This is a genomic window from Mycobacterium novum, from assembly GCF_010726505.1.
In the GTDB taxonomy this organism is placed as follows: Bacteria; Actinomycetota; Actinomycetes; order Mycobacteriales; family Mycobacteriaceae; genus Mycobacterium; species Mycobacterium algericum.
The window spans coordinates 3,788,748-3,810,598 of the sequence record NZ_AP022562.1 but is presented as its reverse complement, the minus strand read 5'-3'; the positions used below and the strand labels follow the sequence as shown (position 1 = coordinate 3,810,598).

The following is a 21,851-nucleotide window of genomic DNA, read 5'->3' as shown; positions in this document are numbered from 1 at the left end:
ATGCCACAACGACCGGCCTACGGGTCGCCGAGCAGCACCCGGCACCATCGAGGGGTGGCATTCGATTTGCACGGTGTGACGGCAGTCCTGCTGCCGGGAACCGGATCCGACGACGACTACATCCACCGGGTGTTTTCGGGACCGTTGCAGCAGGTAGGCGCCGAATTGGTGGTCCACCGGCCGCAACCTGACGGCCTCGTCGAGGGCTACCTGGCCGCGTTGGACTCCGCGGCCTCGCGAGGCGTCCCGATCATCGCCGGCGGCGTGTCGATCGGCGCGGCGGTGGCCGCCGCCTGGGCGCTGCGGCATCCCGGGCGAGTGCGAGGGGTGCTGGCCGCGCTGCCGGCATGGACGGGTGCCCCCGATGGCGCACCGGCCGCGCACGCCGCCCGCCTCAGCGCCGAGGAGCTGCGCCGGGACGGCCTGCCGGCGGTGGTGGCCCGCATGCGGGCGTCCAGCCCGGCATGGCTCGCCGACGAGCTGACCCGGTCGTGGACCGCCCAGTGGCCGCTGCTGCCCGACGCGCTGGAGCAGGCTGCGGCCTATACGGCGCCGACCCGCGCCGAGCTGGCGACGCTGACGGCGCCGCTCGGCGTGACCGCGGCCGTCGACGACCCGGTCCATCCGTTGCACACTGCCACCGAGTGGGTATCCGCCGCGCCACAGGCGGCGCTACGCACGGTGACGCTGGCACAGCTCGGTGCCGACCCGGCCGCCCTGGGCGCCGCTTGCCTGACGGCGCTGATCGCCGCGGCGGGCTGATCGGCTGGATACGCGGCTAACCGCCGGGGCTTGATTCGGCGGTCCAGCTTCGGCTCTCCTGCGTCGAGCCTCGCTAACCGCCGGGCTTTGATTCGGCGGTCCAGCTTCGGCTCTCCTGCGTCGAGCCTCGCTAACCGCCGGTGATGGTGCGCAACTGCTGCATCGCGGATCCCTCCGCGCTGCGGCGAGCAGTCGGCGCGGGCGGCGGCACATCTCCGCCGGGGCCGGGCTGGACTCCCCCGGGCTGCTGACCACCACCGGGCGCCGCGCCCCTGGCGGCCTGCGCGGCCGCGGCGGCACGCAATTGCTCGGCCATCGGCTCGGGCAGCCGCACCGGCAACGGGGTACGCACCGGCAGCGGAGTGTCGCCACGCCGGACCACGGTGTCCGCCAGGGCATCTCGCGCCTGCTGGGAGAGCGCCTCCAACGACTCGTGCGGGCCGTTGACCACGCAACGCACCATCCAGCGATAGCCGTCGACCCCGATGAACCGGACCGCGCCGGCCGCCGATCCGACCACCTCCCGACCCCACGGGCCGTCGATGACGCTGACGCTCGCGGAGTCCCGTCGCAGCGCCTCGGCAAGCTCGGCGGCGACCTCACGCCACAGCCCCGCCGACTTGGGCGCGGCGTAGGCGGCGATGTTGAACCGGCCATTGGGCGTCACCATCCAGACCGCGCTGGGCACGCCCGCCTCACTGAGCTCGACTTGGACCTGGGCCCCTGCGGGCATCGGCACCAATACCGAACCCAAGTCGAGCCGGGCCGTCGCCGCAGCCGCCGGGTCGTCGAAATCCTCGATGTCGAACGGGCCCTCGAGCTCCTCGCCCGCGTCCTCGTCGAGGTCCTCCAGCTCCTCGGGTGCCGGCTCGGCGCGCGTCGGCTCGTCGCCGCCCACCTTGCTCTTGCCCCTACCGAATGCCATCACAGCCGCCCATCTTCGTCACTTCTGCCATCACCAGCCGTCACAAACTCGCGTGCCCGCCCGACGAGCCGTGGCCGTCACCGCCCCGGGTGGTCCCGGCCAGGCCGGCCTCGTCGAACGAGGTCACCTCGACCAGTTCTGCTAGCTCGACCCGCTGCACCACCAGCTGGGCGATCCGGTCCCCCCGGTGGATGTCGATCGGGGTCGCCGGGTCCAGGTTGATCAACGCCACCTTAACCTCACCGCGGTAACCCGCGTCGATCGTTCCCGGACTGTTGACGATCGAAAGACCCACCCTCGCAGCCAGACCCGACCGCGGGTGCACCAGGCCGACCATGCCGAACGGAATCGCCACCGCGATACCGGTGGGCACCAGCGCACGTTGGCCCGGGGCCAGTTCGACATCGACCGCGCTGTACAGGTCGACGCCGGCGTCGCCGGCGTGGGCACGGCTCGGCAGCGGGAGATCAGGATCCAGGCGAACAACCGCGAGACTGGGCGACACGAGGCGCAAGACTACTCTTAACCGGATGTCGGGATCGCGTGTGAACCACCGGGCATCGCAAACCGTGCGGTACCGCGAGCAACTGTGGGTGCCCTGGTGGTGGTGGCCGCTGGGGTTCGTGGGCAACGGGCTGATGGCCTACGAGGTGCGACTGGGGCTGCGCAGCCTGCCGGGCTGGCTGCCGTTCGCGGTGTTCTTCGCGATCACCGTGGCCGCCCTGCTGTGGCTGGGACGCATCCAGGTCCGCGTCGTCGAAACCGACGGCGAGGTCGAACTCTGGGTGGGCGAGGCGCACCTGCCGGCCGGCGTGATCGCCCGTTCCGCGGAGGTTCCGCAGTCGGCCAAGTCGGCGGCGCTGGGCCGCCAACTCGATCCGGCGGCCTACGTCGTGCATCGCGGCTGGGTGGGACCCATGGTGCTGATCGTGCTCGACGATCCCGACGACCCGACGCCGTACTGGCTGGTCAGCTGCCGTCATCCGCAGCGCGTGTTGGCAGCCTTGCAGGGTTGAGGGACGGTACGGGTCAGGCCGCGCAGTCGGTGCAGATCATCACGCCGTTCTTCTCGCTGGCCAGCCGGCTGCGGTGCTGAACCAGAAAACAGCTGGAGCAGGTGAACTCGTCGGCCTGCTTGGGCACGACGCGCACGGATAACTCTTCCCCGGACAGGTCGGCGCCGGGCAGTTCGAAGGACTCGGCCGATTCCGATTCATCGACGTCGACCACGGCGGATTGCGCCTCGTTCCGCCGCGCTTTGAGCTCCTCGAGCGAGTCCTCAGAAACGTCGTCGGTCTCGGTGCGCCGCGGGGCGTCGTAGTCGGTAGCCATCGTCTTCTCCCCTCAGTCCCCTCGGTAACCCTGCGCGAGCTTTGTACCAGCGTCGAACGCATCCACCAAATGATTCGTGCCCGGATCACGCCAAGATCAAGTGTGATTTACGTCACATCGCCTTGCTGACCACGGCCGTCGGGGCCGCCCGCGCCCTCTAGAGTGCGTACGTGGTCACGCAAATCACTTCCGGTACCGAGTTCGACAAGCATGGTCTGCCGTTCCGGCGACGCAATTACCGCCCCGCCGCCTACGCCCTGGCCGCCCTGGCCCTGTTGACCGCGGTGGCATGGGCGGTGGCGTTGACCCGACCGGCCGACATCCACGAGGTTGCGGTGTGCAACGCACCGCCGGCGCCCACCGAACCCGACCAGCCGCGACTGGGCACCCAGGTGCCCCGCGCCGCGATGATCACCACCACGCCGGCCAAACTCGCCGACATCAAAGCGCGCGTCCTCAACGCCAGCGGCCGCGCCGGGCAGGCCGCCGACGTCGCCGACGCCCTACGCGACGACGGCTTCGCCCAGCCGACCGCCGCCAACGACCCCGTCTACGCCAACGGCCGGCTGGACTGCAACGGCCAGATCCGCTTCGGCGAGGCGGGACAGGCCGCCGCTGCGGCCCTCTGGTTGGTGGCGCCGTGCACCGAGTTGTTCCGCGACGACCGCCTCGATGACTCCGTCGACCTCGCGGTCGGCAGCGACTTCGTGAGCCTGGCCCACAGCGACGACATCGAGGCGGCGCTGGCGGGCTTGCGTCCGGACGCCACCGGGCTGCCCGACCCGGCACTGCTGACCAAGATCCATTCCGGTACCTGCTGACAACCCGCCGAGGAGATCCATGACCGGCACAGACCCGACCGATTCCCCGCCCGTCGCGCCCGCTGCCGCGACCGGCGACGGGCGACCGCAACGACGCGGTTTCGGCGTCGATGTCGGCGGCAGCGGCATCAAAGGCGGCGTGGTCGACCTCGACACCGGTGCACTGATCGGCGAACGCTACAAACTGCCGACACCGAGCCCCGCGACCCCCGCCGCAGTCGCCGAGACCGTCGCCCAGGTGGTCCGGAAGTTCGGCTGGACCGGTCCGCTGGGGGTCACCTACCCCGGTGTGGTGATCGACGGCGTGGTGCGGACCGCCGCCAACGTCGACAAGTCCTGGATCGGGGTGAACGCGCAAGCCGCGATCCAGGCCGCGCTCGATGGGCAGCCCGTCGTCATCCTCAACGACGCCGACGCCGCCGGACTGGCCGAAGAGCGGTTCGGCGCGGGCAAGGACAACACCGGCGTCGTCGTGTTGCTCACCTTCGGCACCGGGATCGGCTCGGCGGTGATCCACAACGGAAAGCTGCTACCCAACACCGAACTCGGGCACATCGACGTGGCCGGCAAGGAGGCCGAGCACCGGGCCGCGGCGTCGGTCAAGGAGCGCAAGAACTGGAGCATGAAGAAGTGGTCCAAGCAGGTGACCAAGGTGTTGGTGGCGATCGAGGACGCGCTGTGCCCGGACCTGATCATCGCGGGCGGCGGCATCAGCCGCAAAGCCGACGAATGGGTGCCACTGCTGCGCAACCGGACTCCGGTGGTCGCCGCCACATTGCAGAACACCGCCGGGATCGTCGGGGCCGCGATGGCCGCCACGGCCGACGTGACCCGCTGAATAGCGCCCGCTCAGCGATTGGTGCGGCACGCTGTCGTTACAATGGTCCGCGGCGGCCGCCTAACCGATAGCGGCGACTATCCCAGTTGATCACCCAACTGAAATAGAGCCGACATCTGATATACCCGACACTTTCGGTGGCGCACGGCGCTGCGACCCGAAAGTCAGTCCGACCGAAGGGGTGGACGTGGCAGCGAGCAAGGCAAAGCCGGCGACCGAGGAGCCCAAGAAGCGCAGTGCCACCAAGGCACCCGCCAAGGCCGCCGCCAAGTCGACTGCGAAGGCCCCGGCCAAGACCGCCGCCGCGCCCGCCAAGCGGACCGCGGCGAAGGCCACCAAGGCCGCACCGGCCAAGAAGGCCACCAAGAGCGCCGCGCGGGGGGCCACCAAGAGCGCCGCCAAGACCGCCGACGACGGCGACGCCAAGCCCAAGACCCGGTCGGCCCGGGGCCCGGCGAAGAAGGCCGCCGCCCGGGGCGCCAAGGGCGCAGCCAAGAACACCGAGATCGACCTCGCGAACGAGGAGCTGGACGCCGACACCGAACTGGACACCGAGCCCGGCGACGAGGACATCGACGAGACCGACCTGAACCTGGAAGACCTGGACGAGGACGCCGAGGAGTCCGGCGCCGACGAAGCCGTGCCGGCCGCCGGGGCGGCGACCGAGGAGGCCGGCGAGGAGGCTGCCGACGACGACGACGAGATCGCCGAGCCCAGCGAGAAGGACAAGGCTTCAGGTGATTTCGTCTGGGACGAAGAGGAGTCCGAGGCGCTGCGCCAGGCCCGCAAGGACGCCGAGCTCACCGCATCTGCCGACTCGGTGCGCGCCTACCTCAAGCAGATCGGCAAGGTGGCGCTGCTCAACGCCGAAGAGGAAGTGGAGCTGGCCAAGCGGATCGAGGCCGGTCTGTTCGCCACCCAGAAGATGGCCGAGCACGCCGAGAAGGGCGAGAAGCTGGCCGTCGCCTACCGGCGCGACATGGCCTGGATCTGCCGCGACGGCGACCGGGCCAAGAACCACCTGCTGGAGGCCAACCTGCGGCTGGTGGTCTCGCTGGCCAAGCGTTACACCGGCCGCGGCATGGCGTTTTTGGACCTGATCCAGGAGGGCAACCTCGGCCTGATCCGTGCGGTGGAGAAGTTCGACTACACCAAGGGCTACAAGTTCTCCACCTACGCCACCTGGTGGATCCGCCAGGCCATCACCCGGGCCATGGCCGACCAGGCGCGCACCATCCGCATCCCGGTCCACATGGTCGAGGTGATCAACAAGCTCGGCCGCATCCAGCGTGAGCTGCTGCAGGATCTGGGCCGCGAACCCACCCCGGAGGAACTGGCCCGGGAGATGGACATCACCCCGGAGAAGGTGCTGGAGATCCAGCAGTACGCCCGGGAACCGATCTCGCTGGACCAGACCATCGGCGACGAGGGCGACTCTCAGCTCGGCGACTTCATCGAGGACTCCGAGGCGGTGGTAGCCGTCGACGCCGTCTCGTTCACGCTCTTACAGGATCAGCTGCAGTCGGTGCTCGAGACGCTCTCCGAGCGGGAGGCCGGCGTGGTCCGGCTGCGGTTCGGGCTCACCGACGGCCAGCCGCGCACCCTCGACGAGATCGGCCAGGTCTACGGCGTCACCCGCGAGCGGATCCGGCAGATCGAGTCCAAGACGATGTCGAAGCTGCGGCACCCGAGCCGCTCCCAGGTCCTGCGCGACTACCTCGACTAGCCGGCTGTGGCAAAACCCCCACCGGCGGCGCTGCTGGCCGCCCTCACCGCGATGCGCGGCGGCCTGCAGCGACTGCGTCACGCGGCGGTACCCGCCGGTGTCGCCGTCATGGAACTGGGATTCGGGGCATGGCTGGCCCAGGCGATGCACGTCGCGGTACGGCTGGGAATCCCCGATGCGCTCCGAACCGGCCCGCTGACCGCCGACGAGACCGCGCGGCGGGTCGGCACCGACCCCGCAGCCACGTACCGGCTGATGCGTGCGCTGGCCAGTCAATCGGTGCTCAAACTGCGCCGGGACGGCCGGTTCGCACTGACCCGCATCGGGCGCGCCCTGGTCTCCGATGATCCGGCCAGCGTGGCGCCGATGATCGCGTTCATCGGCGACCCGGCGCACCGGGAACACTGGTCACACCTGGAGCACTCGGTGCGCACCGGCGAGACCGCGGTCGACAAAGTGCGCGGGATGTCGTTCTTCTCCTACTTGGACACCGAACCCGAACTGGCGCAGGTCTTCAACAATGCGATGACCGGGGCGTCCGCCGTGGCGATCGAAAGTGCGGTTCCCGCATATGATTTCAGCGCCAGCAAACTGATCGTCGACGTGGGCGGCGGCCACGGTGCGCTGCTGGCCGCGGTGCTGCGCGCCGCGCCCGGCGCCCGCGGCGTGCTGTTCGACCAACCCGCTGTGGTGGCCGGGGCTGAGGCCACCCTGGCAGCCGCCGGAGTGACGTCGCGGTGTGATGTCGCCGGTGGGTCGTTCTTCGAATCGGTGCCGGCCGGCGGTGACACCTATCTGCTCAAGACCGTCATCCACGACTGGGACGACGAGCGTTCGTGCGCGATTCTGCGCAACGTCCGCAGCGCCATCGCCCCGGACGGCACCCTGCTGCTGCTGGAGATGGTGCTGCCCGAAGGCGCGCCCGCCCACCTGGGCCTGCTGCTCGATCTGGAGATGCTGGCGGCGGCCGGCGGCTTGGAACGCACCCGGCGCGAATACGCCGAGTTGCTGTCCCGGGCGGGATTCCGGCTGCAGCGGGTGGTGCCGACCGCCAGCCCGATGTCGATCATCGTGGCCGCTCCGGTTTGACGCCCGGTCACCGATCCGCCGGTAGTATCGCCGAGCATGCCGACCGATGGCGACTCCCAGACCTTCGCCGCGCTGCTCAACCGCGCGGTGCGCCACGGTCACCGGGCTCCGGCCGAGGCCGGGCTGGATCCGGCCGTGATCTCCGCGCTGAATGCCGTGGCCGCCGCTTGGCCGCGGGTGCCCGCCGCGCTGATCAACAAGGCTCAGACCACGTTCGCCCGTAGCGAACTCACCCGGGCGTCGGCGGCCAAGCCCACCACCCCGTTCAACCTCAATCCGCCGGCCCGAACGCACCGTCCGGGCCGGGCCGATACGCCGTGACGCCGATCACCGCGTCGACGGGCAGCGGTCCGTACAGATGCGGGAACAGCATCGCCTCGGGGTCACCCGGCACGCCCGGCTCCCAGCGCACCGGCGACGCCACCTTTGCCGGGTCCACCTGCAGCAACACCAGATCGGTGCGCCCCCGGTAGAGACGATTGGCCGGCAGATGCACCTGCTGCGGGGTCGACAGATGCACGAACCCCGCGCTGTCGAGCGATTCCGGGCGCAGCGCACCGGACGCCCGCGCCGCCGCCCAATCCCGGGTGCCGCACAGGTGTACCAGAATGTCGTGTTCCATCGCTGCTGATCCTGCCCCAGCGCCGCGCGAGGGGTGAGACACGACACAGCCGAAGCGGGGAACAACGCCGAACGCCCGAGCGTCTGACACACTTGACAGACCCGCGAGAACGGAGGAGCCCATGAACGCGACTCTGACCAGTCCCGAACTCACTCGGGCTGATCGATGCGACCGGTGCGGTGCCGCCGCCCGAGTGCGAGCCACGCTGCCCTCCGGAGCCGAGTTGCTGTTCTGCCAGCACCACGCCAACGAGCACGAAGCCAAGCTGATCGAGCTGGCCGCCGTGTTGCAGGTCAGCGCCCCCGCCGGGGACTAGCCGATCGCAGCCCCGGATCCGCGCGCAACACGCCCGACGGAGGGAATTGGGCGCTAGCACCATTCGTCAGGAATGCTGGGCTGGTCATGGCTGACCAAATCCCCAAACCTTCCCGGCATCACCTGCTGCGCATCGCACGCCGCACCTTGGTGAAGAGCTGGGACGATTCCATCTTCGCCGAGTCGGCGCAGGCCGGTTTCTGGTCGGTGCTGTCGCTGCCACCGCTGCTGCTCGGGATGCTGGGTAGCCTCTCGTATGTGGCGCCGTTGTTCGGCCCGGATACGTTGGCCACCATCCAGGATCGGCTGATCGGGATGGCCAGCAGTTTCTTCTCGCAGAACGTGGTGGTGGAGATCATCGAACCCACCGTGCGCGACATCGTCTCCAACGCGCGCGGTGAGGTGGTGTCGCTGGGCTTCGTGATTTCGCTGTGGGCCGGGTCCTCGGCGATCTCGGCCTTCGTCGACTCGGTGGTCGAGGCACACGATCAGACCCCGCTGCGCCATCCGGTGCGGCAACGGTTCTTCGCGCTGGGCTTGTATGTGGCGATGTTGGTGATCGCAGTCGCCGGGGCGCCGTTCGCCGCGTTGGGGCCCCACGCGATCGCCGAGCACCTTCCCGCGCGGTGGACAGATCTGCTGCGGTTCGGTTACTACCCGACGCTGGTGCTGGGACTACTGCTGGCGGTGACCGTGCTCTATCGGGTCTCGTTGCCCAAACCGCTGCCGTCACACCGCCTGGTGATCGGGGCGTTGCTGGCCACCACAGTGTTCGTCGTGGCCACCCTCGGGCTGCGGGTCTACCTGCGCTACATCACCAGCACCGGCTACACCTACGGTGCGCTGGCGACGCCGATCGCATTCCTGCTGTTCGCGTTTCTGCTCGGTTTCGCCATCATGCTGGGCGCCGAACTGAACGCCGCCATTCAGGAGGAATGGCCGGCGGAGGCCACCCACCTGCGTCAGCTGCGCATCTGGCTGGTGTCCCGGACGGGCCGCAGCGACCCCGGCGACCAGCCGGTGAACGAGCCGGTCAGCTCTTCTTGAGCGTCGCGTAGATCCGCTTGCAGTCCGGGCAGACCGGCGATCCGGGCTTCGCCGACTTGGTTACCGGGAAGACCTCGCCGCACAGGGCCACCACGTGGGTGCCCATGACCGCGCTCTCGGCGATCTTGTCCTTCTTGACGTAGTGGAAGTGTTTGGGGGTGTCGTCGCCGGTCCCGTCATCGACGCGTTCCTCGGCATCGGTGCGTTCGAGGGTGTCGGTCTGTATGCCCATTGCCCCATTGTGCCCGGAACTCAGCGGATCTTAAAACCCTTCGTGGCTGCGGGCCGGTCCGTGTGCGACAGTGGAGTGATGAAGCACGGCCCCGAGCTGGGTTTCGACGACGACGGTCGGCCGGTGCTCATCACCGCGGCCGCCCCGTCCTTCGAACAGCAGCACCGTGAGCGGGTACGTAAGTACCTGACGCTGATGGCGTTCCGGGTTCCGGCGCTGATCTTGGCCGCGGTCGCCTACGGTATCTGGCACAACGGCTGGATCTCCCTGGCGATCCTGATCGCCTCGATACCGCTGCCGTGGATCGCGGTGCTGATCGCCAATGACCGGCCGCCCCGCAGCGCCGATGAGCCGCGGCGCTACGACGCCGCCCCGACGCGCACGCCACTGTTCCCCACCGCGCCGCGCCGCGAGCTGGAACGTCCGCGATCGCCGCAGCCTGAATCGGCCGGTCGCGAGCCGGGTTCTGAGCCTGAGTTCGGGCCGGGGCCCTCCGGCGGCGACGGGGCCGGCGAACCGCCGCAAGGTACCGGTTCTTAGCACATTCTCAAAGTCATCGGCGTATTCCCGCACGTCAAGTGGTGTGGAAAAGCGATCGGGCGGGAACTCTGCACCCGTGTCGGACGTTGACACGTGTGACAGCTGAAGCCGATCAACGGGAGGCCGTAATGGCAAAGGCAGATGCCACCATCAGTCGGATCGACGGCGATCTGGATGCGCAGAGTCCAGCCGCGGATTTGGTGCGGGTGTACCTCAACGGTATCGGCAAGACCGCACTGCTCAACGCCGCCGACGAGGTGGAGCTCGCCAAACGCATCGAGGCCGGGCTGTACGCGAAGCACCTGCTGGAGACCCGCAAGCGCTTCGGCGAGAAGCGCAAGCGCGAGCTGGCCACCGTAGTCCGCGACGGCGAAGCCGCCCGCCGGCATCTGCTGGAAGCCAACCTGCGCCTGGTGGTCTCGCTGGCCAAGCGTTACACCGGACGGGGCATGCCGTTGCTGGACCTGATCCAGGAAGGCAACCTCGGGCTGATCCGCGCGATGGAGAAGTTCGACTACGCAAAGGGATTCAAGTTCTCCACCTACGCGACGTGGTGGATTCGCCAGGCCATCACCCGGGGTATGGCCGACCAGAGCCGCACCATCCGGCTGCCGGTGCACCTGGTCGAGCAGGTCAACAAGCTGGCCAGGATCAAGCGGGAGATGCACCAGCAGCTCGGCCGTGAGGCCACCGACGAGGAACTCGCCGCCGAATCGGGCATTCCGGCGGAGAAGATCAACGACCTGCTGGAGCACAGCCGCGACCCGGTCAGCCTGGACATGCCGGTGGGCTCCGACGAGGAGGCGCCGCTGGGTGACTTCATCGAGGACTCCGAGGCGATGTCCGCGGAGAACGCGGTGATCTCCGAACTGCTGCACACCGACATCCGCAGTGTGCTGGCGACCCTGGACGAGCGTGAGCACCAGGTGATCCGGCTGCGGTTCGGCCTCGATGACGGACAGCCCCGCACGCTGGATCAGATCGGCAAGTTGTTCGGCCTCTCCCGCGAGCGGGTCCGCCAGATCGAGCGTGAGGTGATGGCCAAGCTGCGGCACGGCGAACGCGCCGATCGATTGCGTTCGTACGCCAGCTGACACGACCTCTGCGCCGGGCCACCGCATACCGTTGCGGTGGCCCGGCGCAGCCGCGTAGCGCCCGGGCCGGTCAGCTGTCGCTGGCTGACCACGCAGCCGCCGCCAAGTAGACTCGTCGGGGACGGAAGGGCCCGAATGAACGAGTTGGTTGATACCACCGAGATGTACCTCAGGACGATCTATGACCTTGAGGAAGAGGGTGTCACGCCGCTGCGCGCTCGGATCGCCGAGCGCCTGGAGCAAAGTGGCCCGACCGTCAGCCAGACGGTGTCTCGCATGGAACGCGACGGCCTGCTGCGGGTGGCCGGTGACCGTCACCTCGAACTCACCGAGAAGGGCCGCGCCCTGGCGGTCTCGGTGATGCGCAAGCACCGGCTGGCCGAGCGACTGCTGGTCGACATCATCGGGCTGCCGCTGGAAGAGGTGCACGCCGAGGCCTGCCGTTGGGAGCACGTGATGAGCGAGGATGTCGAGCGCCGCCTGGTCAAGGTGCTCGACAACCCGACGACCTCACCGTTCGGCAACCCGATTCCCGGCCTGCCGGACCTCGGCTTCGGCTCGGACGCCGGGCCGCGAGAGACCGACCTGGTGCGATTGACCGAGCTGCCGGCCGGCTCGCCGGTGGCCGTGGTGGTTCGCCAGCTCACCGAACACGTCCAGGGTGACATCGACTTGATCACCCGGCTGAAGGACGCCGGTGTGGTGCCCAACGCCCGGGTGACCGTCGAAGCCGACGCGGAGGACGGCGTGACGATCGTCATGCCCGGCCACACCGACGTCAGCCTGCCGTACGCGATGGCACACGCCGTCAAGGTCCAGAAGGTCTGACCGGTTCGTCTCAGCCGGCCCGTCGACCGAAACCCTGCCGCTGCGGCAGCGCCACACCGAGCCGGCCGGCCAGCCGATAACCGGTGTCAGCCAGCCCGCGGATCCGGTCGGGCCGCAATCCCGACTGCAGCGCGGTGTCGAGCAGACCCGCCATCCGGTGGTCCGGCATGCAGCGCAACGCTGCCTCCAGCGACACCCCTGCCAGCGGTCCGTCACCGCGCGCATAGGCGCTGAACGCCAGCAGCACCAGCGCGTCGGCCCGCCACGGCTCGGGCAGCGTGCGGGCCAATATCGACCACAGCGTCTCCGCGTCGGCGGCGTGCTCGCTGATGGCCAACGCGCACAGCGTGTCCCGTACCAGCACGTCGGTCAGCGAGCATCCCAGCCGGGCCAGCTCCGGTTCGCTCGGCTCCCGGCCGGCGGCCAGCGCGGCGACGGCTGCCAGCATCTGCTCGACGTCGCGGCGGGCCTGGCGACGTCCATCGGCCTGGCTCGCTGCGGCCCGGTCCGCCGCATGATCGTCGATCACCGCTGCCACCGCGGCACGGCGCGCCGCGTCGTCGGGGATGATCACCGCCTGCAGATCCGCCCGGCGCCGATAGAGCCGCCGGCCCTCCAGCACGGCGGCAGCGGCCAGCGGAGAGGCCTCCGGGTCGTCGACCGGGCCGCCCGCGCCGCAGCCATCGATGCAGTGCCAGCGCCCACCGTGCGCCACCCGGTCGACCACGTGCGCGCCGAGCAGCGCGATGTCGTTGCGCGACAACTCCTGCGACAGCGCGTCGACCAGTCGGCGGTGCTCGTCGTTGCAGACCGGGCAGCACGCCCCTGCCGCGTCGACGATCACCACGATGGCCCCGGCCGGGGCGGCGGCCGCGGCGACATCGGCGAGCTGGCCGACGGTGTCAGCGATGCCGTCGGACAGGTCGACCCGCAGCACCGAGCCCAACTCGCCGCCGTCGACCGACACCAGGATCAAGGATTTCTCCGGCACGAAGCCGAGGATGGCCGGCAGCGCCGCAATCAGCGCTGCCGGGCGGTTCAGAGTGAATTCGGGTTGCTTCGTCGTCATGGCAGCAACGTTGACGACGCCCACCGTCATCGGAGCGCGCCCACGTGGCGTCTGCGACCGCATTGTGGATGAACCGGCAACTGTGAGCCGACTGCTGCTCGGGGGTGTGGGCAGCCGCCGAGGCGGGAATTCCTCGTTGGGCGAACTCCGATCCCGTCGGGAATGGGGCCGGGGTGACCGGGCGTTTTCGATGACATCCGCGCACCGTTTTCCGGTGCGGCCTGACGTAAGGGAAAATGGACCGCGCGATCCGCATCGGGATCCGCACGACGAGGAGGCGAAGGCAATGGCCGAGCACCCGGACACCGGCTCCGACCGGGACCGGCACTACCAGGCCCAGCAGGGCGGCATGTACGAACTTGAGGTTCCGGCGCCGCAGCTGACATCGCCGGACGGCGAAGGTCCGGTCCTGATCCACGCGCTGGAGGGTTTCTCCGACGCCGGCCATGCGATCCGGCTGGCGGCCAGCCACCTCAAGACCGCCCTCGACAGTGAACTGGTGGCGTCGTTTGCCATCGACGACTTGCTCGACTACCGATCCCGCCGGCCGGTGATGACGTTCAAGACCGACCACTTCACCCACTACGCCGAACCCGAATTGAGCCTGTACGCGTTGCGTGACAGTGCGGGGACGCCGTTTCTGCTGCTGGCCGGCATGGAGCCGGACCTCAAGTGGGAGCGGTTCATCACCGCGGTCCGGCTGCTGGCCGAGCGGCTGGGCGTGCGGCGGACCATCGGGCTGGGCACCATCCCGATGGCGGTCCCGCACACCCGCCCGGTGACGCTGACGGCGCACTCCAACAACCGCGAGTTGATCGCCGACTTCACTCCGTGGATCGCCGAGGTGCAGGTCCCGGGCAGTGCGTCCAACCTGCTGGAGTACCGGATGGCCCAGCACGGCCACGAGGTGGTCGGGTTCACCGTGCACGTGCCGCACTATGTGTCACAGACCGACTACCCCGAGGCCGCCGAGGCACTGTTGCGGCAGGCGGCACAAACCGGCTCGTTGCAGCTGCCGCTGACCGAACTCAGCCGGGCCGCGGCCGATATCCGGGCCAAGATCGACGAACAGGTCGAGGCGAGCGCCGAGGTGGCGCAAGTGGTGACGGCGCTGGAACGCCAGTACGACGCCTTCATCGCCGCCCAGGAGAATCGCTCGCTGCTGGCCCGCGACGAGGAGCTGCCCAGCGCCGACGAACTCGGTGCCGAGTTCGAGCGGTTCCTGGCCCAGGAGGCCAGGAAGGACCGCGGCGACGACGGCACCGCCTGACGGGCGGGCCTACCCCGTTCGCCGCAGCGCGGCGGTCAGATGGTTCTGCGCCGGCTCCCCGACGGCTCCCATGTCCAGGGTGTAGGACAACTCGTCACGCGCGAGGCGGTAGCGGCGGCTCAGTGCCGTCACCTCCTTGGCCGTGGGAGCCAGCCCGATCGTCGGCGCCGACATCTCGAGTTCGATACCGTCCGCGGTCACCCTGTAGCTGCCCACCTCGATCTCGGTGATGCCGCTCGGGTGCGCCAGGACCCACTCGATCCGGCCGGGTTGGGGCACCCGGAGATAGCCGGTCTCGGCGTGCAGCGGCAGTCCGTCAGCCGCCGACTTCGTCTTCTGGCCGTAGACCAGAAACGGTTTACCGACATGGGAGAAGGTCACCTCTTCGAGGTAGTCGAACGAGGCGATGGTGGGGTATACCCCGCGTCCCCGGCCCGACCAGGTGCCCAGCAGCGGTGCCAGCTCCACAAGGTTCGGGTGCAGCTCTGGTGCCATTGGGCCAGCGTAGTGCGTGCCGCGGCGCCGCGAGCCTCAACCGGTGGTGGGCACCTGGCGGTGCTCACGCAGCGCTTCGATCTCCCGCTCGAAGTCGGCCGCCGACGAGAACGAGCGGTACACCGAGGCGAAACGCAGGTAGGCGACCTCGTCGAGTTCGCGCAGCGGACCCAGAATCGCCAATCCCACCTCGTGGCTGGGGATCTCCGGTGAGCCCGCCGCCCGCACCGCGTCCTCTACCTGTTGGGCCAGCAGATTCAGCGCATCGTCGTCGACCTGGCGGCCCTGACACGCCCGGCGCACCCCGCTGATGACCTTTTCGCGGCTGAACGGCTCGGTGACACCGCTGCGCTTGACCACCGCCAGTACCGCGGTCTCCACGGTGGAAAAGCGCCGCCCGCATTCCGGGCAGGACCGACGGCGGCGGATGGCCTGGCCTTCGTCGGTTTCGCGGGAATCCACCACCCGGGAGTCTGGATGGCGACAAAACGGGCAATGCATGGCCGCTCCTTCGCCGTGCCGAGAGCCGGACACCTGCACGCGTTGCGGCAAACCCGGCCACTGGGACAACTGTGAGCGTACCTGCGCGGGTGCCGGGCGGCGCGCCGTGCTGCCCGCATGCCGCGACCGGCCGGACATCGACGGCCGCTCAGCCGATCGGCGCGATCAGCGTCTGGCCGGCACCCAGCGCCGCCGACTCGAGACTGTTGAGCTCGCGGATCCGGTCGACGACCTGGCTCGTCGGCGCGTCGGGTGCGACCCGGGCCGCCAGGTGCTGCAGGGTCTCGCCGCTCTGGACCCGCACCACGCCCAGCTCGCCGGGCACCGCGGACCCGCCGTCGGCCATTGTCGCACCGAACTGGGCGATGAGACCGAGCCACACCGTGATTCCCGCGGCGATCAGGGCGAGCACCACGGTCGTCGCGGGCGTGATCGGTTTGGTGGGGCGGGGCCGATGCGCCGTGCGCGACATCAGCACACCGGTACCGCGATGCGACAGCGGCGCACCGTCCGGCCGCGACCGCACCACTCGCGCGGGGCGGGTGTGAACCGCGTGCGCCCGCCCTGACGTGACGGGGCGCCGCCGGGGCCCCACCGGCGCGCGCTCGGCCGGGTCGAACGTCGGAGCGAACGTGTCGATGAGCATCATGTGCGGTTCTCCCTCACTCGGCGTCGGCGACCCTGTTCGCTCGACTGTTCGAATAGTAATCGATTGTATGTTCGATTTCCGAACATGTGATCGATTCGTTGTCGAAAACATTAGCGAAAGGGTCCGACAGCCGACCGGCGGTTCGAACGTGCGCCCGACACACCTCGAACACATGTTTGATTAATGTCGGCAAGGCGACTAGATTCGCCCCTATGAGCGACAGCAGCAAGACAGCGCCAGCGCCCGACTCGACGCTTACCGCGCGGCAGCGCACCATTCTGAGCGTCATCCGCGCCTCGGTGAGCGAGCGGGGCTACCCGCCGAGCATCCGCGAGATCGGCGATGCCGTCGGCCTGACGTCGACGTCGTCGGTCGCCCACCAGCTGCGCACGCTCGAGCGCAAGGGCTATCTGCGCCGTGACCCCAATCGGCCCCGTGCCGTCGACGTCCGCGGCCCGGAGGAGTCGACCGGCTCCGACGCGGCGCCGCGCAGCGATGTCGCCGGCTCGGATGCGCTGCCCGAACCCACCTTCGTTCCGGTGCTCGGCCGGATCGCGGCCGGTGGCCCGATCCTGGCCGAGGAGGCGGTCGAGGACGTCTTCCCACTCCCCCGCGAGTTGGTGGGCGAAGGCGAGCTGTTCCTGCTCAAGGTGGTCGGTGAGTCGATGGTGGACGCCGCGATCTGCGACGGCGACTGGGTGGTGGTTCGCCAGCAGAACGTCGCCGACAACGGCGACATCGTCGCCGCGATGATCGACGGCGAGGCCACCGTCAAGACCTTCAAGCGCACCGGCGGTCAGGTATGGCTGATGCCGCACAACCCGGTTTTCGACCCGATTCCGGGCAACGACGCGGTGGTGCTGGGCAAAGTCGTCACCGTCATCCGCAAAGTCTGACGGGGCAATTCGGCGGCTACCCGGTGCTGCCGATGCCGGCCAGCGAGAAGAACTCCCGGCGGGAACGGTCGTCGCTTCGCAGCGTGCCCGACAGGGTCGAGGTGACGGTCGTGGACCCGCCGGCGTGCACGCCGCGCAACGTCATGCAGGTGTGCTCGGCGCGGATCACTACCCCGACGGCCCGCGGCTGCAGGTGGTCGGTGAGCCAGTCGGCAACCTGCTTGGTGAGCCGTTCCTGCACCTGCGGCCGGCAGGCAAAGTAATCGACCACCCGAGCCAGCTTGGACAGGCCCAGGAGCCGGTCACCGGGCAGGTAGCCGACACAGGCGGTGCCGGTGAACGGCAGCAGATGATGCTCGCAGACCGACCGGAACCCGATGTCACGCACCAGCACCAGCTCTTCGTACCCCTCCTCGTTCGGGAAGGTGGTGGCCTCGAAGGGCGTCGGGGTGAACATCTCGGCGTAGGCCCGCGCCATCCGCCGTGGCGTGTTCCGAAGCGCTTCGCCGGCGGTGGAGATGCCCAGCGCGTGCAGCAGCGCCGCGGCGGCCCGCTCGGCGGCCTCGAGGTCCGGCACCGGCCGATCGGCGACTCGCAGCTCGGCGTAGACGGCTACCGACATCTCAATCCTCCATCGACGATCATCGTTGCGTTCAGATTGGCGGCGTCAGACCCTATTTGTCAATTATTTTTGGTGTTACATTGGGACGATGAGCTACCCCCGCCGCGGCCACCCGGATCCGCTGACCCGGTTGAGCAGCCTGGACGATCCGGTACGGCAGCGGCTCTATCATTACGTGGCGTCGTGCGACGAGCCGGTAGCCCGCGAGCAGGCCGCGACCGCCGCCGGCATCAGCCGCACACTGGCCGCCTACCACCTCGACAAGCTGGCCGAGGCCGGGATCCTGTCGGTGAGCTACGCGCGGCCGGCCGGCCGCTCCGGTCCCGGCGCCGGGCGCCCCGCCAAGCGCTATGCCCGCACCCGGGACGAGCTGTCGGTGAGTGTGCCGCCCCGCAACTACCGGCTGCTGGCCGACCTGCTGGTCACCGCCATGGCCGACGACGACGCGGGGGCGGTGCGCTCGGCGGTCTCGGCGGCGGCCCGCCGGGCGGGCCGGGCCGAGGCGAGCGAACACGGCGTTTGGCAGGCCCTCCGGGAATTCGGCTACGAGCCGGCGGTCAACGACGCCGGCGACATCGAGCTGCGCAACTGTCCGTTCGAACGACTGGCGCGTCGCTACACCGAGGCGGTGTGCGGTCTCAACCTGCAACTGATCGAGGGCATGCTGGAAGGCACCGGCGAACCGCCGCGGCGGGCCACGCTGACCCCGTCGGAGCGGCGGTGCTGTGTCACCGTCCGAGCACCAAGGCGCGGTCACCGGTGAGCCTGCTGGAGTCACTGGGACTGAGCGCCCCGGTCGTGCAGGCCGGAATGGGGGGCGGGGTGGCCGGCGCAGAGCTGGCCGCCGCGGTATCGGCGGCCGGTGGCTTGGGCACCGTCGGGCTCAGCGATCCGCGCAGCTTCGCCACCGAGCTGCGCCGCGCCGTGGCGCTGGCCGGCGGGCGCCCGGTGGCAGCCAATCTGCTGGTGCCGTTCGTCCGCCGGGCCCATATCGACGCGTGCATCGCGGCCGGTGCCGCCCTGGTGGTGTTTCACGACGGCGCTCCCGCGCGCTGGATCGCCGCGCTGCGGGCCGCGCGAATCCCGGTGCTGTGCACCGCCGGTGATGTCGCCCAGACCCGCCGGGCACTGGCTGCCGGCGCTGACGGTCTGGTGGCCCAAGGCGTCGAGGCCGGCGGCCACCTGGTGGCCGATCGACCGCTCAGTGTGACGTTGCCTGAGGTGCTCGGTGCCGCCGACGGCGCCCCGGTGCTGGCAGCAGGCGGGGTCGCCGATGCCGACGACGTCCGGGCGCTGCTGGCCGCCGGTGCCGTGGGGGCGGTCGCCGGGACCCGCTTTCTGCTCACCGAGGAGTCGCGCGCCCACCCCGGCTACAAGCAGAAGGTGCTGGATGCGCAACGAACCATCCGCACCATGTTGTTCGGGGTGGGCTGGCCGCTGGCCCACCGGGTCGTTCCCAATGTCCTCACCGAACGCTGGTGTGCGCGAGATGAACTCGGTCCGCCGGCGGTGCGGGCATTCAACCGGATCGGTGCGCCGCTGGGGCGGCTGATGCCGCTGGGCGCGCTGGGGACGATCCTGGCCGCGCAGCGGACAGCCGTGCCGCTCTACACCCCGGCATTGCCGTTGGCCGGAATGGACCCGGCCGCAGTGGACCGGTCAGCGCTCTACGCCGGCGAGACCAGCCGGCGCATCCATGACATCGTTCCGGCAGCCGAGGCACTGGCACGGCTGACACCGTAACGAATCACCGAGGGAGATCACCATGTTCGGCCCGTGCCCACCTTTCGATGCGGAGTCGGCGCGCCGTAAGGTCCGAGCCGCCGAAGACGCCTGGAACACCCGCGACCCTGAACGGGTGGCGCAGGCCTACACCGACGACTCGGTCTGGCGTAACCGAGACGAGTTCGTCACCGGGCGCGCCGAGATCGTCGCGTTCCTGCGGCGCAAGTGGGCCCGTGAACGCGACTACGCGCTGCGCAAGGAGCTGTGGTGCCACCACGACAACCGAATCGCGGTGCGCTACCAGTACGAAAGCCGTGACGCGACCGGCCAGTGGTGGCGCAGCTACGGCAACGAACTGTGGGAGTTCGCCGACGACGGCCGGATGAGCCGCCGCGAGTCCAGCATCGACGACGTCGCCATCACCGAGGATCAGCGACGGATCTTCGGGCCCCGCACCGACAGTGACGAGCACACGCCCCTGCCGCTGCGGTGATCAGCCGGCCCTGGTGAACCCGTTGAGCCGGGCCGCCTCCTCGGTGGCGAACCAGATCTCGGCCAGCGTGTCGTCGTACAGCGCATTCTGCGGCGTGTAGTAGAGCCCCGAGCCGATGTTCGCCTTGATCGGGTAGCCGTCCGGCTGCTGGTAGGGGTCGTCCAGCGGCAGGTGCATCACCGGATGCGCCGACTCCCCGGCCCCGAAGCTGCGCTGGCCGGAGCCGAAGCCACGTGACGGCGTCGAGGATCCGAAGGCGCCCGAGTCGGTGGCCGACGCCCCGTGCCCCACCGCGTGCCGACCGGTTCCCAGGTCCTCCTCGGTCACCACCCGCGTCGGCGCGGTGTCGGCGTCGTCATCGTCGTCCGGCTCGTTGTCGGCCTCGGCCTCGCCGTAGCGCAGCCAGGGCGCCTCCGGTAGCGGCTGACCGAGCGCCTCGGCCTCGGGCGCCGCACCGAACGACGACGAGCTGCCGTAGCGGCTCGGCAGCCGGACGGTGCCCTCGTGGTCCAGCTGTTCATGGTGCGCCCACTGCTCGTCATCGTCGTCGTAGTCGTCACTGACCGGCGCGGGCACCGCGACCGGCGGGCGTGCGGACGACGGAGCCGGCCGGCGCCGCTGCCACCACATCGCCGCGCCCGCCAGCGCCCCCAGCACCGCCAGCACCGCGACCGGGATCAGCACCCACAACCAGTTCCAGTGCGTCTCGGTGCCGGTACCGGTCGTGGTCGCCGTGCTGCCGTTCGGCAGGTTCATGCCGGGGATCTGCAGGCCCGCCAGCGCCGGCGCGAGATCGGCCGGCTCGGTGCTGAAGGCGTTGTTCGCCTGGTTCCACGACACCGTCCCGCCGGTGAACTTCTGCGAGACCACGTCTCCGTCGACGGTCTGGTCGCCCACCGGGGCGCCGAGCTTTCCTGAAGCACCATCGAGCTTGTCCCAGGCCGCCTTCATCGCACTGCGCACCACGAAGGCGCCGTTGTCGGGGCTGAAGAAGATCACCGGGTCGTCGTCGGCGGCGAACGACGCGAACTTGCTCCCGGCGATGGCACCGTCAGCCGTGCCGGTGATCGGGAAGCCCAGATCGCTGCCGGCCGGGCCGCCCAGCGACTCGTACTTGGCCAGGACGTCGCCGTCCAACGCGTAGGCCCCGGTGGCCGGGGCGAAGTAGACCTTGCCCCGGACGAAATCCTGGCCCGCTCCGTCGCTGCCGACCACGTACTGGTCGCCCTGCTTGGCCCCGAGCGAGCCCGATGCGCCGCCCGTGGCGCGCCACGCCTGGTCGATGGCCGCGGTCGGATCGAGCTGAACCTGCAGCTCGGCCAGCTGGGCCGCCAACTCCGGCGGCACCGTGGTGAACGTCCGAGTCGCGCCGTCGAAGGACAGCGCACCGGCGCTGAACTTCTGGGTCACCACCGCGCCGTCGTAGTTCTCGTCGTCGACCGGCACGCCCAGCGCTCCGGTGGAGCTGCCCAGCTTGTCCCAGGCCGCATTCATCGGGCCGCGCACCACATGGGCGCCGTGTTCGGCCGTCCAGTAGATCACCGGGTTGTCGGCACCGGACAAGATGGCCACCCGGCTGTCGGGCACCAGCCCCGGCACCTCATCGCTGCTGGGGAACCCCAGGCCGCTGGTCGCCGCCCCACCCATCGACTCGTACTTCTCGAGGATCGCGCCGAACAGCGCCTTGGCCCCGGTCTCCGGTGTGAAGAAGATCGTGCCGCCGGCGAAGTCCTGCGCGAAGCCGACACCGGCCGGATGCACGTCGCCCTTGGGCGGCCCCAGCGGCGAGCCGTCACCTCCGGCCGCCTGCCATGCCGCCGTGATGGCGTCGTGAGCCTCACTGTCGGGCGTTGCCGCCGCGGTCTGCATCGACAACAGCACGGTGACCGTCGCCGCGAGGCCGAGCGCCATGCGCACCGCCATCTTGCCGAACCGATCTTTCCGACTAGTCACCAGCCCT

General features: G+C 69.7%; 28 protein-coding genes. 17 read left to right on the top strand and 11 right to left on the bottom strand.

The annotated features are described in order from the left end of the window. Positions 1 to 54: 54 nt before the first annotated feature. Positions 55 to 762, top strand: a complete 708-nt coding sequence (locus G6N19_RS17945) for a serine aminopeptidase domain-containing protein (protein WP_041318134.1) — start codon at positions 55 to 57, stop codon at positions 760 to 762. 130 nt (positions 763 to 892) lie between these two features. On the opposite strand, the gene G6N19_RS17940 is transcribed toward G6N19_RS17945, so the two are convergent. Together G6N19_RS17940 and dut are read right to left on the bottom strand one after the other, a co-directional pair. Then, complete coding sequence (locus G6N19_RS17940; RefSeq protein WP_041318138.1) at positions 893 to 1,687, bottom strand: DUF3710 domain-containing protein; 795 nt, start codon at positions 1,685 to 1,687, stop codon at positions 893 to 895. A 40-nt stretch (positions 1,688 to 1,727) separates the two neighbouring features. Then, entirely contained in the window at positions 1,728 to 2,192 is a 465-nt protein-coding gene (dut, locus tag G6N19_RS17935; RefSeq protein ID WP_193465384.1) for a dUTP diphosphatase, read from the bottom strand. 25 nt (positions 2,193 to 2,217) lie between these two features. Here dut and G6N19_RS17930 point away from each other — a divergent pair, with 25 nt between their 5' ends. Next, positions 2,218 to 2,703 carry a DUF3093 domain-containing protein gene (locus G6N19_RS17930; RefSeq protein ID WP_041318141.1) on the top strand — a complete coding sequence of 162 codons (486 nt, stop codon included), beginning with the start codon at positions 2,218 to 2,220 and terminating at the stop codon, positions 2,701 to 2,703. Between the two features lie 13 nt (positions 2,704 to 2,716). Here G6N19_RS17930 and G6N19_RS17925 read toward each other — a convergent pair whose 3' ends face one another. Then, positions 2,717 to 3,019 (bottom strand): DUF4193 domain-containing protein, encoded by a 303-nt coding sequence (locus tag G6N19_RS17925; RefSeq protein ID WP_013829371.1) that lies wholly within the window; start codon positions 3,017 to 3,019, stop codon positions 2,717 to 2,719. A gap of 170 nt (positions 3,020 to 3,189) precedes the next feature. Between G6N19_RS17925 and cei the strand changes: the two genes are divergently transcribed. The 5 genes from cei to G6N19_RS17900 all read left to right on the top strand — a co-directional run bounded on the left by cei (position 3,190) and on the right by G6N19_RS17900 (position 7,814). After that, complete coding sequence (gene cei / locus G6N19_RS17920) at positions 3,190 to 3,840, top strand: envelope integrity protein Cei (RefSeq protein ID WP_013829372.1); 651 nt, start codon at positions 3,190 to 3,192, stop codon at positions 3,838 to 3,840. Positions 3,841 to 3,859: 19 nt separating this feature from the next. Then, positions 3,860 to 4,678: a polyphosphate--glucose phosphotransferase gene (ppgK, locus tag G6N19_RS17915; protein ID WP_013829373.1), complete on the top strand. Its 819-nt coding sequence runs from the start codon at positions 3,860 to 3,862 to the stop codon at positions 4,676 to 4,678. Positions 4,679 to 4,865: 187 nt separating this feature from the next. Next, positions 4,866 to 6,404, top strand: a complete 1,539-nt coding sequence (locus tag G6N19_RS17910; RefSeq protein ID WP_013829374.1) for an RNA polymerase sigma factor — start codon at positions 4,866 to 4,868, stop codon at positions 6,402 to 6,404. A 6-nt stretch (positions 6,405 to 6,410) separates the two neighbouring features. Then, positions 6,411 to 7,493 carry an acetylserotonin O-methyltransferase gene (locus G6N19_RS17905; RefSeq protein ID WP_232062423.1) on the top strand — a complete coding sequence of 361 codons (1,083 nt, stop codon included), beginning with the start codon at positions 6,411 to 6,413 and terminating at the stop codon, positions 7,491 to 7,493. A gap of 36 nt (positions 7,494 to 7,529) precedes the next feature. Then, positions 7,530 to 7,814, top strand: a complete 285-nt coding sequence (locus G6N19_RS17900) for a hypothetical protein (RefSeq protein ID WP_083037465.1) — start codon at positions 7,530 to 7,532, stop codon at positions 7,812 to 7,814. On the opposite strand, the gene G6N19_RS17895 is transcribed toward G6N19_RS17900, so the two are convergent. Further along, entirely contained in the window at positions 7,765 to 8,115 is a 351-nt protein-coding gene (locus G6N19_RS17895) for a DUF952 domain-containing protein (protein ID WP_193465383.1), read from the bottom strand. The genes G6N19_RS17900 and G6N19_RS17895 overlap by 50 nt on opposite strands. Before the next feature lie 121 nt (positions 8,116 to 8,236). Here G6N19_RS17895 and G6N19_RS17890 point away from each other — a divergent pair, with 121 nt between their 5' ends. Further along, on the top strand, positions 8,237 to 8,431 hold the full coding sequence (locus G6N19_RS17890; RefSeq protein WP_041318146.1) for a DUF7455 domain-containing protein: 195 nt from the start codon (positions 8,237 to 8,239) through the stop codon (positions 8,429 to 8,431). A gap of 86 nt (positions 8,432 to 8,517) precedes the next feature. Then, on the top strand, positions 8,518 to 9,477 hold the full coding sequence (locus tag G6N19_RS17885) for a YihY/virulence factor BrkB family protein (protein ID WP_193465382.1): 960 nt from the start codon (positions 8,518 to 8,520) through the stop codon (positions 9,475 to 9,477). Here G6N19_RS17885 and G6N19_RS17880 read toward each other — a convergent pair. Further along, the gene (locus G6N19_RS17880; protein WP_193466434.1) at positions 9,464 to 9,703 is read right to left on the bottom strand and encodes a DUF3039 domain-containing protein; all 240 of its coding nucleotides are present in this window, start codon (positions 9,701 to 9,703) and stop codon (positions 9,464 to 9,466) included. The genes G6N19_RS17885 and G6N19_RS17880 overlap by 14 nt on opposite strands. Before the next feature lie 84 nt (positions 9,704 to 9,787). On the opposite strand from G6N19_RS17880, the gene G6N19_RS17875 reads away from it, so the two are divergent. The 3 genes from G6N19_RS17875 (at position 9,788) to G6N19_RS17865 (ending at position 12,171) form a co-directional block, all read left to right on the top strand. Beyond that, on the top strand, positions 9,788 to 10,249 hold the full coding sequence (locus G6N19_RS17875) for a DUF3099 domain-containing protein (RefSeq protein ID WP_193465381.1): 462 nt from the start codon (positions 9,788 to 9,790) through the stop codon (positions 10,247 to 10,249). A 128-nt stretch (positions 10,250 to 10,377) separates the two neighbouring features. Further along, positions 10,378 to 11,343 (top strand): sigma-70 family RNA polymerase sigma factor, encoded by a 966-nt coding sequence (locus G6N19_RS17870; protein ID WP_013829382.1) that lies wholly within the window; start codon positions 10,378 to 10,380, stop codon positions 11,341 to 11,343. Between the two features lie 135 nt (positions 11,344 to 11,478). Further along, a complete protein-coding gene (locus G6N19_RS17865; protein ID WP_013829383.1) occupies positions 11,479 to 12,171 on the top strand; it encodes a metal-dependent transcriptional regulator in 693 nt (230 codons plus the stop codon). 10 nt (positions 12,172 to 12,181) lie between these two features. On the opposite strand, the gene G6N19_RS17860 is transcribed toward G6N19_RS17865, so the two are convergent. Continuing rightward, complete coding sequence (locus tag G6N19_RS17860; RefSeq protein ID WP_083037467.1) at positions 12,182 to 13,240, bottom strand: DUF4192 domain-containing protein; 1,059 nt, start codon at positions 13,238 to 13,240, stop codon at positions 12,182 to 12,184. A gap of 286 nt (positions 13,241 to 13,526) precedes the next feature. On the opposite strand from G6N19_RS17860, the gene G6N19_RS17855 reads away from it, so the two are divergent. Next, on the top strand, positions 13,527 to 14,510 hold the full coding sequence (locus tag G6N19_RS17855; RefSeq protein WP_193465380.1) for a proteasome assembly chaperone family protein: 984 nt from the start codon (positions 13,527 to 13,529) through the stop codon (positions 14,508 to 14,510). A gap of 9 nt (positions 14,511 to 14,519) precedes the next feature. On the opposite strand, the gene G6N19_RS17850 is transcribed toward G6N19_RS17855, so the two are convergent. From G6N19_RS17850 to G6N19_RS17840, 3 genes are all read right to left on the bottom strand, one after another. Continuing rightward, complete coding sequence (locus G6N19_RS17850) at positions 14,520 to 15,005, bottom strand: peroxynitrite isomerase (protein WP_041318153.1); 486 nt, start codon at positions 15,003 to 15,005, stop codon at positions 14,520 to 14,522. A 36-nt stretch (positions 15,006 to 15,041) separates the two neighbouring features. After that, entirely contained in the window at positions 15,042 to 15,506 is a 465-nt protein-coding gene (gene nrdR, locus G6N19_RS17845; RefSeq protein ID WP_041319945.1) for a transcriptional regulator NrdR, read from the bottom strand. A 148-nt stretch (positions 15,507 to 15,654) separates the two neighbouring features. After that, the gene (locus tag G6N19_RS17840; protein WP_193465379.1) at positions 15,655 to 16,155 is read right to left on the bottom strand and encodes a LysM peptidoglycan-binding domain-containing protein; all 501 of its coding nucleotides are present in this window, start codon (positions 16,153 to 16,155) and stop codon (positions 15,655 to 15,657) included. A 212-nt stretch (positions 16,156 to 16,367) separates the two neighbouring features. Between G6N19_RS17840 and lexA the strand changes: the two genes are divergently transcribed. After that, the gene (gene lexA / locus G6N19_RS17835) at positions 16,368 to 17,051 is read left to right on the top strand and encodes a transcriptional repressor LexA (protein WP_013829389.1); all 684 of its coding nucleotides are present in this window, start codon (positions 16,368 to 16,370) and stop codon (positions 17,049 to 17,051) included. Between the two features lie 16 nt (positions 17,052 to 17,067). Here lexA and folE read toward each other — a convergent pair whose 3' ends face one another. Next, a complete protein-coding gene (folE, locus tag G6N19_RS17830; RefSeq protein WP_193465378.1) occupies positions 17,068 to 17,673 on the bottom strand; it encodes a GTP cyclohydrolase I FolE in 606 nt (201 codons plus the stop codon). A gap of 88 nt (positions 17,674 to 17,761) precedes the next feature. Between folE and G6N19_RS17825 the strand changes: the two genes are divergently transcribed. From G6N19_RS17825 to G6N19_RS17815, 3 genes are read left to right on the top strand one after another with little or no spacing between them, the layout of a single operon-like run. Then, the gene (locus tag G6N19_RS17825; RefSeq protein ID WP_193465377.1) at positions 17,762 to 18,436 is read left to right on the top strand and encodes a helix-turn-helix transcriptional regulator; all 675 of its coding nucleotides are present in this window, start codon (positions 17,762 to 17,764) and stop codon (positions 18,434 to 18,436) included. Next, complete coding sequence (locus G6N19_RS17820; protein ID WP_083037493.1) at positions 18,433 to 19,416, top strand: NAD(P)H-dependent flavin oxidoreductase; 984 nt, start codon at positions 18,433 to 18,435, stop codon at positions 19,414 to 19,416. The genes G6N19_RS17825 and G6N19_RS17820 overlap by 4 nt, the downstream gene beginning before the upstream one ends. A 22-nt stretch (positions 19,417 to 19,438) precedes the next feature. Next, a complete protein-coding gene (locus G6N19_RS17815) occupies positions 19,439 to 19,891 on the top strand; it encodes a nuclear transport factor 2 family protein (RefSeq protein WP_013829393.1) in 453 nt (150 codons plus the stop codon). Here G6N19_RS17815 and G6N19_RS17810 read toward each other — a convergent pair whose 3' ends face one another. Continuing rightward, a complete protein-coding gene (locus tag G6N19_RS17810) occupies positions 19,892 to 21,844 on the bottom strand; it encodes an LGFP repeat-containing protein (protein WP_408632449.1) in 1,953 nt (650 codons plus the stop codon). It lies immediately after the preceding gene. Positions 21,845 to 21,851 lie beyond the last annotated feature (7 nt).

Excerpts from the sequence above, each read along its gene's own strand:
- G6N19_RS17875 (WP_193465381.1), top strand. The coding sequence starts at position 9,788 with ATGAAGCACGGCCCCGAGCTGGGTTTCGACGACGACGGTCGGCCGGTG.
- nrdR (WP_041319945.1), bottom strand. The coding sequence starts at position 15,506 with ATGCATTGCCCGTTTTGTCGCCATCCAGACTCCCGGGTGGTGGATTCC.
- G6N19_RS17895 (WP_193465383.1), bottom strand. The coding sequence starts at position 8,115 with ATGGAACACGACATTCTGGTACACCTGTGCGGCACCCGGGATTGGGCG.
- G6N19_RS17930 (WP_041318141.1), top strand. The coding sequence starts at position 2,218 with ATGTCGGGATCGCGTGTGAACCACCGGGCATCGCAAACCGTGCGGTAC.
- folE (WP_193465378.1), bottom strand. The coding sequence starts at position 17,673 with ATGTCGGTAGCCGTCTACGCCGAGCTGCGAGTCGCCGATCGGCCGGTG.
- G6N19_RS17885 (WP_193465382.1), top strand. The coding sequence starts at position 8,518 with ATGGCTGACCAAATCCCCAAACCTTCCCGGCATCACCTGCTGCGCATC.
- G6N19_RS17900 (WP_083037465.1), top strand. The coding sequence starts at position 7,530 with ATGCCGACCGATGGCGACTCCCAGACCTTCGCCGCGCTGCTCAACCGC.
- G6N19_RS17840 (WP_193465379.1), bottom strand. The coding sequence starts at position 16,155 with ATGATGCTCATCGACACGTTCGCTCCGACGTTCGACCCGGCCGAGCGC.
- G6N19_RS17850 (WP_041318153.1), bottom strand. The coding sequence starts at position 15,005 with ATGGCACCAGAGCTGCACCCGAACCTTGTGGAGCTGGCACCGCTGCTG.
- G6N19_RS17825 (WP_193465377.1), top strand. The coding sequence starts at position 17,762 with ATGAGCTACCCCCGCCGCGGCCACCCGGATCCGCTGACCCGGTTGAGC.
- G6N19_RS17940 (WP_041318138.1), bottom strand. The coding sequence starts at position 1,687 with ATGGCATTCGGTAGGGGCAAGAGCAAGGTGGGCGGCGACGAGCCGACG.
- G6N19_RS17865 (WP_013829383.1), top strand. The coding sequence starts at position 11,479 with ATGAACGAGTTGGTTGATACCACCGAGATGTACCTCAGGACGATCTAT.
- G6N19_RS17860 (WP_083037467.1), bottom strand. The coding sequence starts at position 13,240 with ATGACGACGAAGCAACCCGAATTCACTCTGAACCGCCCGGCAGCGCTG.
- G6N19_RS17815 (WP_013829393.1), top strand. The coding sequence starts at position 19,439 with ATGTTCGGCCCGTGCCCACCTTTCGATGCGGAGTCGGCGCGCCGTAAG.
- G6N19_RS17925 (WP_013829371.1), bottom strand. The coding sequence starts at position 3,019 with ATGGCTACCGACTACGACGCCCCGCGGCGCACCGAGACCGACGACGTT.
- G6N19_RS17870 (WP_013829382.1), top strand. The coding sequence starts at position 10,378 with ATGGCAAAGGCAGATGCCACCATCAGTCGGATCGACGGCGATCTGGAT.
- G6N19_RS17890 (WP_041318146.1), top strand. The coding sequence starts at position 8,237 with ATGAACGCGACTCTGACCAGTCCCGAACTCACTCGGGCTGATCGATGC.
- ppgK (WP_013829373.1), top strand. The coding sequence starts at position 3,860 with ATGACCGGCACAGACCCGACCGATTCCCCGCCCGTCGCGCCCGCTGCC.
- G6N19_RS17855 (WP_193465380.1), top strand. The coding sequence starts at position 13,527 with ATGGCCGAGCACCCGGACACCGGCTCCGACCGGGACCGGCACTACCAG.
- lexA (WP_013829389.1), top strand. The coding sequence starts at position 16,368 with ATGAGCGACAGCAGCAAGACAGCGCCAGCGCCCGACTCGACGCTTACC.